Source organism: Bradyrhizobium elkanii WSM2783, assembly GCF_000472865.1.
Taxonomy (GTDB): domain Bacteria; phylum Pseudomonadota; class Alphaproteobacteria; order Rhizobiales; family Xanthobacteraceae; genus Bradyrhizobium; species Bradyrhizobium elkanii_A.
Genome location: NZ_AXAP01000006.1, coordinates 91,740 through 104,679, shown reverse-complemented (window position 1 = coordinate 104,679; position 12,940 = coordinate 91,740). Strand labels below are relative to the sequence as shown.

General features: G+C 60.1%; 16 protein-coding genes and 1 tRNA gene. 7 read left to right on the top strand and 10 right to left on the bottom strand.

What is annotated here, in order from left to right; all coding sequences use genetic code 11:
• Positions 1-302 precede the first annotated feature (302 nt).
• The 3 genes from lon (at position 303) to YY7_RS0108175 (ending at position 3,502) form a co-directional block, all read left to right on the top strand.
• Positions 303-2,726 (top strand): endopeptidase La, encoded by a 2,424-nt coding sequence (lon, locus tag YY7_RS0108185; protein ID WP_028162821.1) that lies wholly within the window; start codon positions 303-305, stop codon positions 2,724-2,726.
• 111 nt (positions 2,727-2,837) lie between these two features.
• Complete coding sequence (locus tag YY7_RS0108180) at positions 2,838-3,242, top strand: GFA family protein (RefSeq protein WP_028162820.1); 405 nt, start codon at positions 2,838-2,840, stop codon at positions 3,240-3,242.
• Positions 3,243-3,425: 183 nt separating this feature from the next.
• A tRNA-Val gene (locus YY7_RS0108175) sits at positions 3,426-3,502 on the top strand.
• 124 nt (positions 3,503-3,626) lie between these two features.
• Here the strand turns inward: YY7_RS0108175 and YY7_RS56410 are convergent.
• Both YY7_RS56410 and YY7_RS0108165 read right to left on the bottom strand, forming a co-directional pair.
• Entirely contained in the window at positions 3,627-4,070 is a 444-nt protein-coding gene (locus tag YY7_RS56410; protein WP_051396597.1) for an NUDIX domain-containing protein, read from the bottom strand.
• Positions 4,071-4,299: 229 nt separating this feature from the next.
• A complete protein-coding gene (locus YY7_RS0108165; protein ID WP_035689585.1) occupies positions 4,300-4,662 on the bottom strand; it encodes a hypothetical protein in 363 nt (120 codons plus the stop codon).
• A gap of 183 nt (positions 4,663-4,845) precedes the next feature.
• Here YY7_RS0108165 and YY7_RS0108160 point away from each other — a divergent pair, with 183 nt between their 5' ends.
• Together YY7_RS0108160 and YY7_RS0108155 are read left to right on the top strand one after the other, a co-directional pair.
• On the top strand, positions 4,846-5,136 hold the full coding sequence (locus YY7_RS0108160; RefSeq protein WP_028162818.1) for a hypothetical protein: 291 nt from the start codon (positions 4,846-4,848) through the stop codon (positions 5,134-5,136).
• Positions 5,136-5,996 carry a class I SAM-dependent methyltransferase gene (locus YY7_RS0108155; RefSeq protein ID WP_028162817.1) on the top strand — a complete coding sequence of 287 codons (861 nt, stop codon included), beginning with the start codon at positions 5,136-5,138 and terminating at the stop codon, positions 5,994-5,996. The genes YY7_RS0108160 and YY7_RS0108155 overlap by 1 nt, the downstream gene beginning before the upstream one ends.
• A 178-nt stretch (positions 5,997-6,174) precedes the next feature.
• On the opposite strand, the gene YY7_RS56405 is transcribed toward YY7_RS0108155, so the two are convergent.
• From YY7_RS56405 to YY7_RS60125, 5 genes are all read right to left on the bottom strand, one after another.
• Positions 6,175-6,744 (bottom strand): hypothetical protein, encoded by a 570-nt coding sequence (locus tag YY7_RS56405; RefSeq protein ID WP_028162816.1) that lies wholly within the window; start codon positions 6,742-6,744, stop codon positions 6,175-6,177.
• A 52-nt stretch (positions 6,745-6,796) separates the two neighbouring features.
• On the bottom strand, positions 6,797-6,928 hold the full coding sequence (locus tag YY7_RS64345) for a hypothetical protein (protein WP_283806993.1): 132 nt from the start codon (positions 6,926-6,928) through the stop codon (positions 6,797-6,799).
• Between the two features lie 339 nt (positions 6,929-7,267).
• Positions 7,268-7,672 (bottom strand): hypothetical protein, encoded by a 405-nt coding sequence (locus tag YY7_RS0108135; protein ID WP_028162814.1) that lies wholly within the window; start codon positions 7,670-7,672, stop codon positions 7,268-7,270.
• Between the two features lie 2 nt (positions 7,673-7,674).
• Positions 7,675-8,157 carry a hypothetical protein gene (locus YY7_RS0108130; RefSeq protein ID WP_028162813.1) on the bottom strand — a complete coding sequence of 161 codons (483 nt, stop codon included), beginning with the start codon at positions 8,155-8,157 and terminating at the stop codon, positions 7,675-7,677.
• 289 nt (positions 8,158-8,446) lie between these two features.
• On the bottom strand, positions 8,447-8,620 hold the full coding sequence (locus tag YY7_RS60125) for a hypothetical protein (protein ID WP_155255080.1): 174 nt from the start codon (positions 8,618-8,620) through the stop codon (positions 8,447-8,449).
• Between the two features lie 414 nt (positions 8,621-9,034).
• Here YY7_RS60125 and YY7_RS0108120 point away from each other — a divergent pair, with 414 nt between their 5' ends.
• The gene (locus YY7_RS0108120) at positions 9,035-9,325 is read left to right on the top strand and encodes a DUF1330 domain-containing protein (protein WP_028162812.1); all 291 of its coding nucleotides are present in this window, start codon (positions 9,035-9,037) and stop codon (positions 9,323-9,325) included.
• 167 nt (positions 9,326-9,492) lie between these two features.
• Here the strand turns inward: YY7_RS0108120 and YY7_RS0108115 are convergent, their stop codons facing one another.
• Positions 9,493-9,861, bottom strand: a complete 369-nt coding sequence (locus YY7_RS0108115; RefSeq protein WP_028162811.1) for a winged helix-turn-helix transcriptional regulator — start codon at positions 9,859-9,861, stop codon at positions 9,493-9,495.
• Positions 9,862-9,987: 126 nt separating this feature from the next.
• Between YY7_RS0108115 and YY7_RS0108110 the strand changes: the two genes are divergently transcribed.
• Positions 9,988-10,572: a glutathione binding-like protein gene (locus YY7_RS0108110; RefSeq protein ID WP_028162810.1), complete on the top strand. Its 585-nt coding sequence runs from the start codon at positions 9,988-9,990 to the stop codon at positions 10,570-10,572.
• A 437-nt stretch (positions 10,573-11,009) separates the two neighbouring features.
• Here the strand turns inward: YY7_RS0108110 and pepT are convergent, their stop codons facing one another.
• Both pepT and YY7_RS0108095 read right to left on the bottom strand, forming a co-directional pair.
• Positions 11,010-12,281 carry a peptidase T gene (gene pepT / locus YY7_RS0108100; RefSeq protein WP_028162809.1) on the bottom strand — a complete coding sequence of 424 codons (1,272 nt, stop codon included), beginning with the start codon at positions 12,279-12,281 and terminating at the stop codon, positions 11,010-11,012.
• 138 nt (positions 12,282-12,419) lie between these two features.
• Positions 12,420-12,719 carry an HU family DNA-binding protein gene (locus tag YY7_RS0108095; protein ID WP_027580650.1) on the bottom strand — a complete coding sequence of 100 codons (300 nt, stop codon included), beginning with the start codon at positions 12,717-12,719 and terminating at the stop codon, positions 12,420-12,422.
• Between the last annotated feature and the right edge of the window lie 221 nt (positions 12,720-12,940).

Sequence of the window (12,940 nt, the reverse complement as noted above, 5' to 3'; positions counted from 1 at the left end):
CTCGCGGGCGGCCGCTGAATGAACGCAAATACCGATGGCTACCGGATTCCCGGTGGCCATTTCGATGTAATTAATGCTGCGTGTTTATTCCGGATTTTCCGGTATTTCTAAGTACTTGACACCCCCATGGCCGATAGCCACCTAATGCTGTCGGTGATGAAGATTTACGTCTCAAGATTCGTCATCTGATATCTGAAACGAGCGGCCGATGGCCGAGCGACATTCGGATCATACAGGCACCTTGTGGTGGTTGCGCAAGCAAGCGGGCCGCGTGCAAGGGGGCACAACGAAAGGAATAGGCCATGACAACCTCAAAACCCCGGCCATCGATTGTCTACGGCGAAAGCCATTCTTATCCGGTGCTGCCGCTCCGTGACATCGTTGTCTTCCCGCACATGATCGTGCCGCTCTTCGTCGGCCGCGAGAAGTCGATCCGCGCTCTTGAAGAAGTGATGAAGAACGATGCGCTGATCCTGCTCGCGACGCAGAAGAATGCGTCCGACGACGATCCGGCGCCCGAGTCGATCTACGAGACGGGAACGCTCGCGAGCGTGCTGCAGCTCCTGAAGCTGCCCGACGGCACCGTGAAGGTGCTGGTCGAAGGGCTCGAGCGCGCACGCGTCGAGAAATACGCCGACCGCAGCGAGTTCTACGAGGCGACCGCCGTCGCGCTCGCCGACACCGACGCCAATTCGGTTGAAGCCGAAGCCCTGGCGCGCTCGGTCGTGTCCGATTTCGAGAGCTATGTGAAGCTGAACAAGAAGATCTCCGCCGAAGTCGTCGGCGTTGTTCAGGGGATCACCGATTTCGCCAAGCTGAGCGACAACGTCGCTTCGCATCTGGCGGTCAAGATCGCCGATCGCCAGGCGATCCTGGAGACGCTGTCGGTCACCCAACGCCTGGAGAAGGTGCTGGGCCTGATGGAGAGCGAGATCTCGGTCTTGCAGGTCGAGAAGCGCATCCGCTCGCGCGTCAAGCGCCAGATGGAGAAGACCCAGCGCGAGTATTACCTGAACGAGCAGATGAAGGCGATCCAGAAGGAACTTGGCGACGACGAAGGTCGCGACGAGCTGGCCGATCTGGAAGAGCGCATCAACAAGACCAAGCTGTCCAAGGAAGCGCGCGAAAAGGCGCAGCATGAGCTGAAGAAGCTGCGTCAGATGTCGCCGATGTCCGCGGAAGCGACCGTGGTGCGCAACTATCTGGACTGGCTGCTGTCGATCCCGTGGAACAAGAAGTCCAAGGTCAAGAAGGACCTGGAAGCCGCGCAGGCGGTGTTGGACTCCGACCATTACGGGCTCGAGAAGGTCAAGGACCGCATCGTCGAGTATCTCGCGGTGCAGTCGCGCGCCAACAAGCTGACCGGACCGATCCTGTGCCTGGTCGGGCCTCCCGGCGTCGGCAAGACCTCGCTCGGCAAGTCGATCGCGAAGGCGACGGGGCGTGAATTCGTGCGCGTCTCGCTCGGCGGCGTGCGCGACGAAGCCGAGATCCGCGGTCACCGCCGCACCTATATCGGCTCGATGCCCGGCAAGATCATCCAGTCGATGCGGAAGGCGAAGACCTCCAATCCGCTGTTCCTGCTCGACGAGATCGACAAGATGGGCGCCGACTTCCGCGGCGATCCGTCATCGGCGCTGCTCGAGGTCCTGGATCCCGAACAGAACTCGACGTTCAACGACCACTACCTGGAGGTCGACTACGACCTGTCGAACGTGATGTTCATCACGACCGCGAATACGCTCAACATTCCCGGACCGCTGATGGACCGCATGGAGATCATCCGGATCGCCGGCTACACCGAGAACGAGAAGGTCGAGATCGCGCGCAAGCACCTGATCCCGAACGCGCTCTCCAAGCATGGTCTGGATTCCAAGGAATGGTCGATCGATGACGATGCGCTGCTCTTGATGATCCGCCGCTACACCCGCGAAGCGGGCGTGCGCAATCTGGAGCGTGAGCTCTCCACACTCGCCCGCAAGGCGGTGAAGGAGCTGATGATCTCCAAGAAGAAGTCGGTCAAGGTCACCGAGAAGAACATCGAAGAGTTCCTCGGCGTGCCGAAGTACCGCTTCGGCGAAATCGAGAGCGAGGACCAGGTCGGTATCGTCACCGGTCTGGCCTGGACCGATGTCGGCGGCGAGTTGCTCACCATCGAAGGCGTTATGATGCCCGGCAAGGGCAAGATGACGGTCACGGGCAATCTGCGCGACGTCATGAAGGAATCGATCTCGGCGGCGGCGTCCTACGTCCGCTCGCGCGCGATCACCTATGGCATCGAGCCGCCGCTATTCGACAGGCGCGATATCCACGTGCACGTGCCCGAGGGTGCGACGCCGAAGGATGGACCGTCCGCAGGCGTGGCGATGGCCACCGCGATCATCTCGGTCATGACTGGCATTCCGGTCCGCCACGAGGTCGCGATGACCGGCGAGATCACGCTGCGGGGCCGCGTGCTGCCGATCGGCGGTCTGAAGGAGAAGCTCCTGGCTGCCGCCCGCGGCGGCATCAAGACGGTGCTGATCCCCGAGGACAACGCCAAGGATCTCACGGAGATTTCCGATGCGATCAAGGGCGGCATGGAGATCATCCCGGTCTCCCGGCTCGACGAGGTCGTCGCCAGGGCGTTGGTGCGGGTGCCCACACCGATCGTCTGGGAAGAGGAGACCAAGGTCGACGTCAAGCCCGACGCTGCCGAAGAGACCGGCGGCCTGACGGCGCACTGACCGGACCGGATTGCTTGAACAACGAACGGCGCCTTCGGGCGCCGTTTTTGTTATGGGAGTTTCGCGGAAGATAACGCGCCAGGACAAGCGGCAGGCAGAGAGGAGGGTGCCATGAAGATCGACGGACAATGCCATTGCGGCTTCGTGACCTTTGATGCCGATATCGATCCGGAGCGGGTCTCGATCTGCCACTGCACGGATTGCCAGACGCTGACCGGCTCGCCCTACCGCGTCACAGTGATCTGCGCCGGCGAAGCGATACGCCTCACGGGCAAATCGCCGAAAATCTATGGGAAGCCCGGCGACAATGGCCGGATCCGCTTCCAGCATTTCTGCCCCGAATGCGGTTCCCCGCTGTTCACGAGCGGCGAGGACGGTGGCCCTGAGGATTGGGGCATCCGCTGGGGCAGCATCCGCCAGCGCGACCAATTGCAGCCGCGGCGCCAAATCTGGTGCCGCTCGGCCGCGCCCTGGATCAATGATCTCAAGGCATTGCCGGGACTTCCGACTGAATGATGATAGCGTGTTCGAGCGAAGCATGCCCTCGGCGGACTTGATCCGGGGGTGGACACCGGTTCGCGTGAAGAAAACGCGTCAAAACAAGAGTCTAGAGCTTCGGTTCTGATTCAATCAGAACCGAAAATGCTGTAGTCGCCCACCTTGCGTCGCGGGGCAGGGCGAGGGTAAAGAAGCAGGCGAGGGCGGCTAGCTCAGCTGGTTAGAGCATCTCGTTTACACCGAGAGGGTCGGGAGTTCGAATCTCTCGCCGCCCACCAGCCTTCGCTCTGCGGGCTTCGGCTCGGCAAGCCGGAGCTTGGAGAGCGAAGGCGGACTGGTGCTGTTCGTCAGCGTTCATCCTTGTTCACCCGCGAAGATCAGCTTTTGTAGCGCAGGGCTGTTCTACTCTTGCGCCATGTCGGTCGCTTTGGCCTCCGACAAGAAGGCGTCGACGGCAAATTGGGCAAGCGGTGCGAGAGATTCCCTGATCTGACAGAGTTCGGCGAGCGTGAACGTCTTTAGCTTGCCCTCAGTAATCGTCAGCTCTTCAGAACAAATCGATCGGACGATAAATATCTCGGCGTGAAAGTGGCCACCGGTAATCGGGTGGTTTGAACCAACGCGGCGCGCGAGATGCTGGAAGCGCTCTGCCGGCAGATGGCAGCCCAGTTCTTCGTGGATCTCACGGGCGATACAGTCCCTGAAAGTCTCATTGCCTTCGCGTCGGCCACCAAAAAGGCTGATCTTGCCGGGATCGACGATACCGGGCTTGTCGTCGCGCAATTGCATGAGAAAGCGACCATCTGTATCGATCACGATGGCCGCGGCGCCTTCTCTCAAGCTCATAATGATCCTCGATGGTGCGCATGACCCATAGTTTCGCCGTCGCGGAGCCGCAACGGCTGGATTTCAGATGGGCAATGATAGCGCACCAGTCACAATTGAGCTCGCGCGAATGCGCTCTGCGCAGGCTTCGGCTCGGCGGGCCGAAGTTTCGCAGAGCGAAGGCGAATTGGTGCGGCAAGTTCGATGCCGCACCGACGCAGACTCAGCCTGCCGAAATGATATCCCGATCTCACGCCGTCTTGGTGAACATCGTCAGGATGCCATCGGCGATGTTGATGGCAACGACTTGCGACGACGTCACGCCCTTGGCCTTGAGCGCGGATACCGCCTGCGGCGTCGCGTCGATGGTCTTCCGAAGTGACTGCATGTCCTCGTCGCTCGTCTGCGAGATGATCTCATCGACTTTCGAGCGCACCGCCGGCTGCAGTTCCTTGACGTCGACAACCTGTATGGTCCGTATCACGGTGCCGGGCTCGGACTGAGCGGGCGGCGACTCCGCCCCACGTTGCGAGGGAGTTCCCTGCGCCAGCACCAAAGATGGTGTTCCGAGGCAGAGAGCTGCAATGATGGCGGATGCCGTAAAGATGCGCATGGTCATGCCTTTCCAGGTTGAAGACCAAACAAGTCCTATCCGGGAAATCTGGTAGGCATCTGCTTTTCATGTGGCCATTCGGTGAAAGCAATGCGGCCTCAATGCGCGGCGCTGCGCTCGCCGGAGGATTGGCGATGCGCCCAAGCGGGTGATATCATTGCATGAAAACCCCGGGAGCTGCCCATGCGAGTCTTTGTTGCCGCCGTGATGATCGCGCTGATGGCCGGATCGGCGTTCGCACAGAATGCCGTGCCGCAATATGGTGACATCGACAAGGAGAAGAGTCCGTCGCAGAAGGAGGAGGAGCGCAACGCCGAGCGCGCCTACAAGAAGTCGTTGCGCAACATTCCCGACAAGGCAGGGCCCAGCGATCCCTGGGGCGCTGTGCGCAGTGACAACGCGGCTCCGCCGGCCAGCCACACAACGCAGAAGAAATCCAAGACCGGCAGCGCCGCGAAGCAGGCACCGCAATGATGAACGCCGCCCTTGGCCACGAGCAGAACGCCGACCAGATCGCCTATTGGAATGGGCCGGGTGGCCAGCGCTGGGCTGACCGGCAAGCAGCGCAGGACGTCCTGTTGGCACCGGTCCTCGATATCCTGATCGATCGCGCCAGGCCGAACACAGGCGAGCGCGTCATCGACATCGGCTGCGGCAGCGGCGCGACCACCGTCGCGTTTGCAGGGAAGGTCGGGCCGTCCGGCCACGTGCTCGGCATCGACGTATCAGGCCCGATGCTCGAGCGGGCGCGACAACGCGTGACGCCGGGATTGTCGCTGGAGTACGCGCTAGCGGACGCAACGGTGTACCCGTTCGCTCCCGCAAGTTTCGACCTGTTGGCGTCGCGGTTCGGCGTGATGTTCTTTGCCGATCCCGCGGTGTCGTTTGCGAATATGAGGAAGGCGCTGCGATCGTCGGGGCGGCTTGCGTTCGTCTGCTGGCGCGAGCCGCGCGAGAATCCGTTCTTCATGGCGCCGTTGCAGGCCGCCTACAAGCACGTGCCAAAATTGCCGCAGCAGGGGCCCGAGGATCCCGGGCCGTTCGCGTTCGCCTCGGAGGAGCGTGTGCAACGCATCCTCGGCGCGGCCGGCTTTACGAATGTGGAGATGGAGCCGCGCCCGCTCTCGCTCGATGCCGCGATCGGCGGCGGCCTCGATGGCGCCGTGCAGGGCGCGCTCGAGATCGGGCCGGTCAGCCGGGCGCTGCAGGATCAGCCGCCTGAACTCCGCACCGCTGCCGCCGGTGCGATCCGCGAGGCGCTCGCGCCGTTCGTCAAAGGCAATTCAGTGATGCTGCCTGCCTCGATCTGGATCGTCACGGCAAAGGCTTCGTAGCAACTCGCCGCAATGACGAGGGGAGAGAGCTTGCGTACGTAACCGCTACGCCCGCTCTTCCCAGAAGAGTGAGCAAAATTCCAACGAATTGAAATCGTTGATATTTTCTAGAAAGTCAGTCATCAGTCAGTCAATCGCGTTCTTGGTACGTTTTTACGTTGCTAGGTTTCGCATTTCTCTACTTCTGGTCATCTGGCCGGCCCAACTGCTTGTTCCGGTTCTCGACGCGGGCCTTCATGGTCCTGGCGGTCGCCTTGGCCTGCACCCGGTCGTATTCCTGCGTCTGGGCGATATCGCTATGGGTCGCCGCGTGGCGGACGAACTCGAGCGGCACGCCGGCATCAATGGCCTCCGAGATCGCCCCAGAACGGCTGTCCATGTTCCAAACGTTGTCGGGGATGCCGCAGGTTCGGGCCACCTTACGCCACTTCCTGCGCCACTCACAGTCCGTCCAAGGCAGGCCGCTGGTGTCACAGACGATGACAGGACCCGAGGCCGGCAGGAGGTGGCGGTTCACCGACACTTTCTTGGTAACCTGATCGACAACAACAAGGGGCTGACCTCCGATCATCTCCCCGAACTCCTCCAGCACCATCGGTGCCAGCTTGAGGTCGACCTCCGTTTCCTTCCCCTTTTTGCTCGTGACGTGGCGGAGGATCAGGTTGTGATCAATCTCCTGCCACACGATGCCGGTGAACCGCAGTGCCCACCAACAACATCCTCCTCCAGACGCCGGCTCGTGGTTCATTTCCCGGAACTTGGGATGATCCCGTCAACCAGAACTCCTCGGTGATCGACGGTTACTTCGGTGGATCTCCGTCATCCGGACGCGCCAAATAATAGCGGATCTGGTTGCGAAGCTCCTTCACCTCGAGCAGGAGGTAGATGAGCAGGATGAAGACAAAGCACAGAAGAAGATCTGTATAGGTCATAACATCGCCCCCTAAAGAGAGCGCGGGGAACGGACAGGGCGCTGTCCGCCCCCGCGTCTTTCCATCGCCATGGGATTTTGTGGACATGGCGTGGAAAACTCGGCCGTGCTCCACCACGGCTGATTGGCGGCCTTGATGAGGCGACACCACGGAAATGGCGTCTGCTCATGCCGCCACGTCCAAAGGAAATCGCTCTTGTCAGCAAACACCTTCTCGAACTTCGCTTTCGGCAGCGCACGGCGACGTATGATCGGCGGCGTCTGCGCCATGTCAAACAACCAATAAGCGACGCACTCGCCCTCGGCGCTCCCAACAAGGAGCAGCGAGCCGTCATCGTGCTCAGCCCAGCACCCTTGCTCGAGCAAATCCTTCGCTGAGAGAACTGCCGGAGCGCTCATGCGTGTGCAGCTTCTTCCGGCGTGACGCTTGCGCTTGGCTGTTCTGCTGCTCAGCCCAACGGGCAGCGATCTTTAATTCTTTGTCGACGTCGAGATCGCGCTCCTTGACAAAGGAGTGCTTGTAGCCGAGCGCCGTGACCACGGCCATGATCGTGCGGTTCTGCGGCGATTTGGTTTCGCCGTTGAACCAGTTGTCGATGGTCGTCGTCGCGACGCCGGATAATTGATGCACCAGCTCGAGTTTTTTGATCAGGCCTTCATCCTGAACAAGCGTCCTGATCTCGTCGATCACCGGGTCTTTGTCGATGAAGCGGTAGGTCCGGTACAGCTTGACTTGCGCTGCCATGCTCAGGCTCTCCTCATCTGGCTTGCCGCCTTCGAGACGGGCGTCTTCTCGGTGGGAGGCGGCAATGACATCGCGTCGCCCTGCTGCCGCTCGCGCTGATGCGCTTCAAGCTGCTCACGTGCCTTCTGGGTCAGTTGATGCATTCCATGGCCGGCGGACTCGGTGATGCCTTGACGGCGCAGAGCGGTGAGGGCGGTATCGACGGCGTTGCTGGCCCTGTGCCCATGTCTCTCAATTGCGAGTTTGAGCCCATCAATACTCTGCGGCCCGGCCATCAGCGCCGTGATGATGATGGATTTTTGCGGTGGTCGCGGTGGAGCGTGTCGCTCTTCTCTTCCGTTTCGCTTGGCCGCGCCGCGAGGTGTCTTCAGCTTATCGAAGTCGAGGTGAAATCTCGCCACGCCTTCTGTGTGGTGAAGGAGGCGCAACACCGCGCCAAGCCTCGGCTCCTCTACTTCGATCATGATGGGAAAAAGAGTTGTCATTCGGTGTGCTCCCCGTTTGCGGAAGCCATCCCGTAAACCGCATTACAATGCTGTAAGGCAAAACAACTAGTGCTGAAGGTTCGTGAGTCTGGCGCTCGCGTACCGCTAGAGTCAATTAATCGGCCACAACCAGTCGACAATAAATAGATCATAAATAGAGAAGCAAAGCTCCGGCTTTTCCTCGGTGCGAACTCGGCGGCCGGGCATAAAGGTTTTTGGGTCCGAAATCATCAACAACCCGGCCGGCGCTAATCACGAAGCGCTATCGATATGTAGTCCGTGCCAGTGCTCACTTGACGATGCTCGCTTTCCATCCCTTCGAGTGAATGAAGGCGCGAGCCTCTTCGTCGGTCATTCCGACCAGCTTTTTGATGATCGGTGCCGCGCGCCGCACAACGCCGTCGGTTTCGAAGCCGGCGACGAAGTGCGGCGCGACGACGCGAACGAGGGTCAGTAGCCCCATTTGCCGACGGTGCGAGCGCAGCGGGCCTTGAACTGGCGTTTCACTTTGTTGTGCCGGCGGTGATCGCGTGCGGACCTAGACCGGCCACGCTTGCCATAGAATTTAGTTTTCATCGCTCCTTCCTTCTGATGCGCTCGCGAAAATGGTGCTGACGAGCGCGCCAGAAGGCTTTCGGTCTCGCTAGGTGCGAAGTCTATGTGGAAGATGTCCCAAAGAAATATTGATACCATTTAGTTAGGGTGTGTAGTCATAAAGCCGTGGATGTCAGGTTCTGACGAAAGCGGTCATCTTACGACCAGTCTCAGCATTACCGCTTGCCCTTAGCGGACATTTGATTTGACGCGAGTGGATGCAGCCCCCGATGCTGCCTCACTGGGGAGCGGCGTTCGATACAACTGGATCGGGAGACCGCAAATGGCGGCTTACATGATTTTTGACGTCGATATTCGTGACCCAAAGCAATACCAGGAATTCATGTCGGGTGTGAAGCCTGCGCTGGAGATGGCCGGAGGCAAATATCTGGCTCGAGGCGGAGCTCACAAGGTCTACGAAGGAGATTGGGAACCTCGCAGGATTGTCTTGTTGGAATTCCCGTCAATTGCGGCATTTGAGGCCTTTTACAATGGCGCAACGTACCAAGGACTCAAAAGCATAAGAGACTCTTGCAGCTCAGCGCGTTTGGTCGGCGTGGAGGGCCTCGGCTGATGGCTCGCTGGGCAGCACGTTTGGTATCCGCTGTTAGCCCCATGCAGCGGTTGGAGGATGTCTGCTATTCAGCCGCTGTCAGGGGAGAAGCAGACGTTCGGCGAACAGGCCAAAAATGACGCGAGTGACCCGTAGCAGACGTCTCGCCTATGTCGGACGCGCAGCCGTCAAACCTTGCGAGCGTCATACTGAAGACGATTGCGCTTGATTTTTTCTCTATGGGTTGCCGCCCAATCGGCCAGGTGTCGCACTGTCTTTGACAATGAAAGTCCGAGCGGAGTCAGCGCATATTCGACCTGCGGTGGCGCGCTGTGGCGAACGGTGCGTTTCACCATACCGTCTCGTTCTAGAGCCTTAAGCGTTCTGATGAGCATCTGCTGCGAGATGCCGCCGACTTTCCGCTTAATTGCATTGAAGCGCTGACCTCCGGTTCGAAGCGCGACGACCACTTGGATCGTCCATTTGTCGCCGACGCGGTTGAGAATTTCACTTACCGCCTTGCAGTCAGCTTCTGCCGGATCGGCGGTCACATCCATCTGACCTGCTCCTAAAAATATGCTTTTGACGGCTGTTTTTAAGTTACATAAATGGCTGTGGTCAACAATATGGACCTTGTCTCCGAACCGAGAGTCTCGAGACGGGTCTTCTGCGCGGAGACCGCCATGAACCTCATTTACTATCCGGCAGCGTGCAGCTTGGCCGATCATATCGCGCTCATCGAAGCCCGGCTTCCATACAAGCTGCTTGGCATCGACCGGGAGAAAAAGACCGAAGACGGTCGCGATCTCCTGTCGATCAATCCCAAGGGGTATATTCCAACTCTTCAGCTGGACGATGGAACGATCCTCACGGAGAACCAGACCATCTTGACCTATATTGCCGAGCAAAGCGGCAAGCTTCTGCCCAAGGAAGGCATTCTCAGGTGGCGGACGCTCGAGGCGCTCGCCTTCATGTCCTCCGAAATCCATGGAAACTACACCCCGTTCTTTAAGGACTTTCCGGAACCGGAAAAGGTGCGTGCCCGAGAAAAACTGAAAAAGGCTTTCGCCATCCTTGCAGATCAGATGGGCGAAAAAGCATTCTTGGTTAGTGATATGATGACGATTGCTGATTGCTATCTCTTCTGGGTCCTGAGGGTGGCACCGAAAAGCGGTGTCGAGCTGCGGGAAAATTTGCGGAGCTACTTCGATCGGATGAAGGCACTCCCCTCCGTGATCCAGGCGCTCGCTGAGGAGGGATTGAGCTGATCGGGCCCGGCCGGCGCATTTCCGGTGCCGGACATGCGTTTGGTGCGGAAAAGCGGTGAGTGAACCGATGTCTCCTGTTGGCCCAACTCGGACTTCTATTGAGGTCCGCTATTGCGCTGCTATCGGGGGCACAGCAGACGTCATACGCGCCCTGATCTGCGGCGCGGGTTTAGCAAGGGCAAGAGCGGCATGTTGCGTCGGGCGGCCGCAGCAGAACTTGTCTGACTCGGAGTGGCAAGCCCATGCGGTGCCTCTGGCGTTGCAGAGCGTGGCGATCTCTCCGACGCCGGTCAGGCAGCCCAGATTGAAGCCCATCTCGGTCGCCGGCTTGCCGATGTCGAAGGGGCAGCCGACGCAGTAGCCTTTATATATAGTCCCAGTCATTGCATCACCACGCCGCATCACGCGGCGATTTGTGGTGGAGATGACTGACTTACCTAAGCAATATCAACGCCGGCTCTTTGCTCCCAGATCATCGCGAGATGCACGATGGTCTGCACCGCCTTTTCCATGTCCTGCCGGCTCACCCATTCCAGGCGCGAGTGGAAGGCGTGCTCGCCGGCGAAGATGTTGGGGCAGGGCAGGCCCATGAACGAGAGGCGCGAGCCGTCGGTGCCGCCGCGGATCGAGGTCTTCACCGGGGTCAGGCCGGCGCGGCGGATGGCCTCGCCCGCGTAGTCGACGATCTCGGGGTGACGGTCGATCACCTGCTTCATGTTGCGGTACTGCTGCTTGACCTCCATGCGGTAGGTCGAGCGCGGATAGGCCTTCATCACATCCTTGACGATGGCCTCCAGCAGCGCCTCCTTCTCCTTCAGCCCGGCTTCCGTGAAATCGCGCACGATGAAGTCGAGCCTGGCCTGCTCCAGCGCGCCCGAGATCGCGATCGGATGCAGAAAGCCTTCCTTGCCTTCGGTGGTCTCCGGCGAGCAGGTCGTCTTCGGCAGCCGCTCGATGATCCCCGCGGCGATCTTGATCGCGTGCTCCATCTTGCCCTTGGCGAAACCGGGATGGGTGGAGACGCCTTCGATCGTGATGGTGGCGCCGTCGGCGGAAAAGGTCTCGTCCTCGATATGGCCGGCGGTCTCGCCGTCGATCGTGTAGGCGAAATCGGCGCCGAGTTTCTTCAGGTCGACCTTGTCGACGCCGCGGCCGATCTCCTCATCGGGCGTGAACAGGATCTTGATGGTGCCGTGCTTCACTTGGGGATTGTTAACGAGGAAATGGGCGGCATCCATGATCTCGGCGACGCCGGCCTTGTTGTCCGCTCCCAGGAGCGTGGTGCCGTCGGTTGTGATGATGTCGTTGCCGATCTGGTCGGACAGCGCTGGATGCTCGGCGGCCCGAATCACCTGCGCGGGGTCGGCCGGCAGCACGATGTCGCCGCCGCGATAGTTCTTGACGATCTGCGGCCGCACATTCCTGCCGGTGCAGTCCGGCGAGGTGTCCATGTGCGAGCAGAAGCAGAGCACCGGCACCTTCTTGTCTGATGTGGCCGGGATGGTCGCATAGACATAGCCGTGCTGGTCGAGGTGGGCGTCGCTGAGCCCCATCGCCTGCAATTCCGAGACGAGGAGGCGGCCGAGATCCTTCTGCTTCTCGGTGGAAGGGCAGGTCGGCGATTCCGGATCGGACTGGGTGTCGATCACGACGTAGCGCAGGAAGCGCTCGGTGACGGTGTGTTTGAAATCAAGCGTTGGAGCCAGCATGGTGACCGCAATTCCACGAGAGGGATTGGGCTGGCTCTATAACAGAAAAGCGCCACTCCGGGGGCTGCGTCGAAGAGCCGGAGTGGCGCTGACTGAACGAAGGGCTTGGCCGATCACTCGGCCGGTCACTTTGGCCGATCAGATGGCTTCTTTGAGTTCCTTGGCGGGGCGGAAGGCGACCTTCTTGCTGGCCTTGATGTGGATCTGCTCGCCGGTGGCGGGGTTGCGGCCCATCCGGGCGGCGCGCTTGCGCACCTGCAGGATGCCGAGGCCGACGATGCGGATACGCTCGCCCTTCTTCAGGTGCTTGGTGATTCGCGTCACGACGTCGGTCAGGATGCTTTCGGCCTGTTTCTTGGAGAGTTCCTGGTCTTCGGCGATCGCCGCCGCCAGATGCTTCAGGGTGATGGTCGCCGGGGTCGCTGCTTTCTTCGCCATGTGTGGCCCTCCTCGTGATGAACGGCTTAAAGAAGCGTTTTCGAACGAAGCGGATGCTGAATCGTTGGGGAAAACGCGTCGACGGGAGATCTGGAGCCCTAGGGGGTCTCGATGGCGAGGGTCCAGGAAACCCTGACATTTCAGGCCTTAGTCGATTCGGACCCTGACTGACTACGCCGTTTCGCCCGAAAATCAGGCGTTTCCTGCATCGAAACCGCAAA

Coding starts and splice junctions, on each gene's coding strand:
- YY7_RS0108095 (WP_027580650.1), bottom strand. CDS start 12,719: ATGGCGAAGAAAGCAGCGACCCCGGCGACCATCACCCTGAAGCATCTG.
- YY7_RS0108160 (WP_028162818.1), top strand. CDS start 4,846: ATGCGAGTCTTTGTTGCCGCCGTGATGATCGCGCTGATGGCCGGATCG.
- YY7_RS64345 (WP_283806993.1), bottom strand. CDS start 6,928: ATGACCTATACAGATCTTCTTCTGTGCTTTGTCTTCATCCTGCTCATC.
- YY7_RS0108110 (WP_028162810.1), top strand. CDS start 9,988: ATGAACCTCATTTACTATCCGGCAGCGTGCAGCTTGGCCGATCATATC.
- YY7_RS0108120 (WP_028162812.1), top strand. CDS start 9,035: ATGGCGGCTTACATGATTTTTGACGTCGATATTCGTGACCCAAAGCAA.
- YY7_RS56405 (WP_028162816.1), bottom strand. CDS start 6,744: ATGAACCACGAGCCGGCGTCTGGAGGAGGATGTTGTTGGTGGGCACTG.
- pepT (WP_028162809.1), bottom strand. CDS start 12,281: ATGCTGGCTCCAACGCTTGATTTCAAACACACCGTCACCGAGCGCTTC.
- lon (WP_028162821.1), top strand. CDS start 303: ATGACAACCTCAAAACCCCGGCCATCGATTGTCTACGGCGAAAGCCAT.
- YY7_RS0108115 (WP_028162811.1), bottom strand. CDS start 9,861: ATGGATGTGACCGCCGATCCGGCAGAAGCTGACTGCAAGGCGGTAAGT.
- YY7_RS60125 (WP_155255080.1), bottom strand. CDS start 8,620: ATGGGGCTACTGACCCTCGTTCGCGTCGTCGCGCCGCACTTCGTCGCC.
- YY7_RS0108165 (WP_035689585.1), bottom strand. CDS start 4,662: ATGCGCATCTTTACGGCATCCGCCATCATTGCAGCTCTCTGCCTCGGA.
- YY7_RS0108130 (WP_028162813.1), bottom strand. CDS start 8,157: ATGACAACTCTTTTTCCCATCATGATCGAAGTAGAGGAGCCGAGGCTT.
- YY7_RS0108180 (WP_028162820.1), top strand. CDS start 2,838: ATGAAGATCGACGGACAATGCCATTGCGGCTTCGTGACCTTTGATGCC.
- YY7_RS0108155 (WP_028162817.1), top strand. CDS start 5,136: ATGAACGCCGCCCTTGGCCACGAGCAGAACGCCGACCAGATCGCCTAT.
- YY7_RS56410 (WP_051396597.1), bottom strand. CDS start 4,070: ATGAGCTTGAGAGAAGGCGCCGCGGCCATCGTGATCGATACAGATGGT.
- YY7_RS0108135 (WP_028162814.1), bottom strand. CDS start 7,672: ATGGCAGCGCAAGTCAAGCTGTACCGGACCTACCGCTTCATCGACAAA.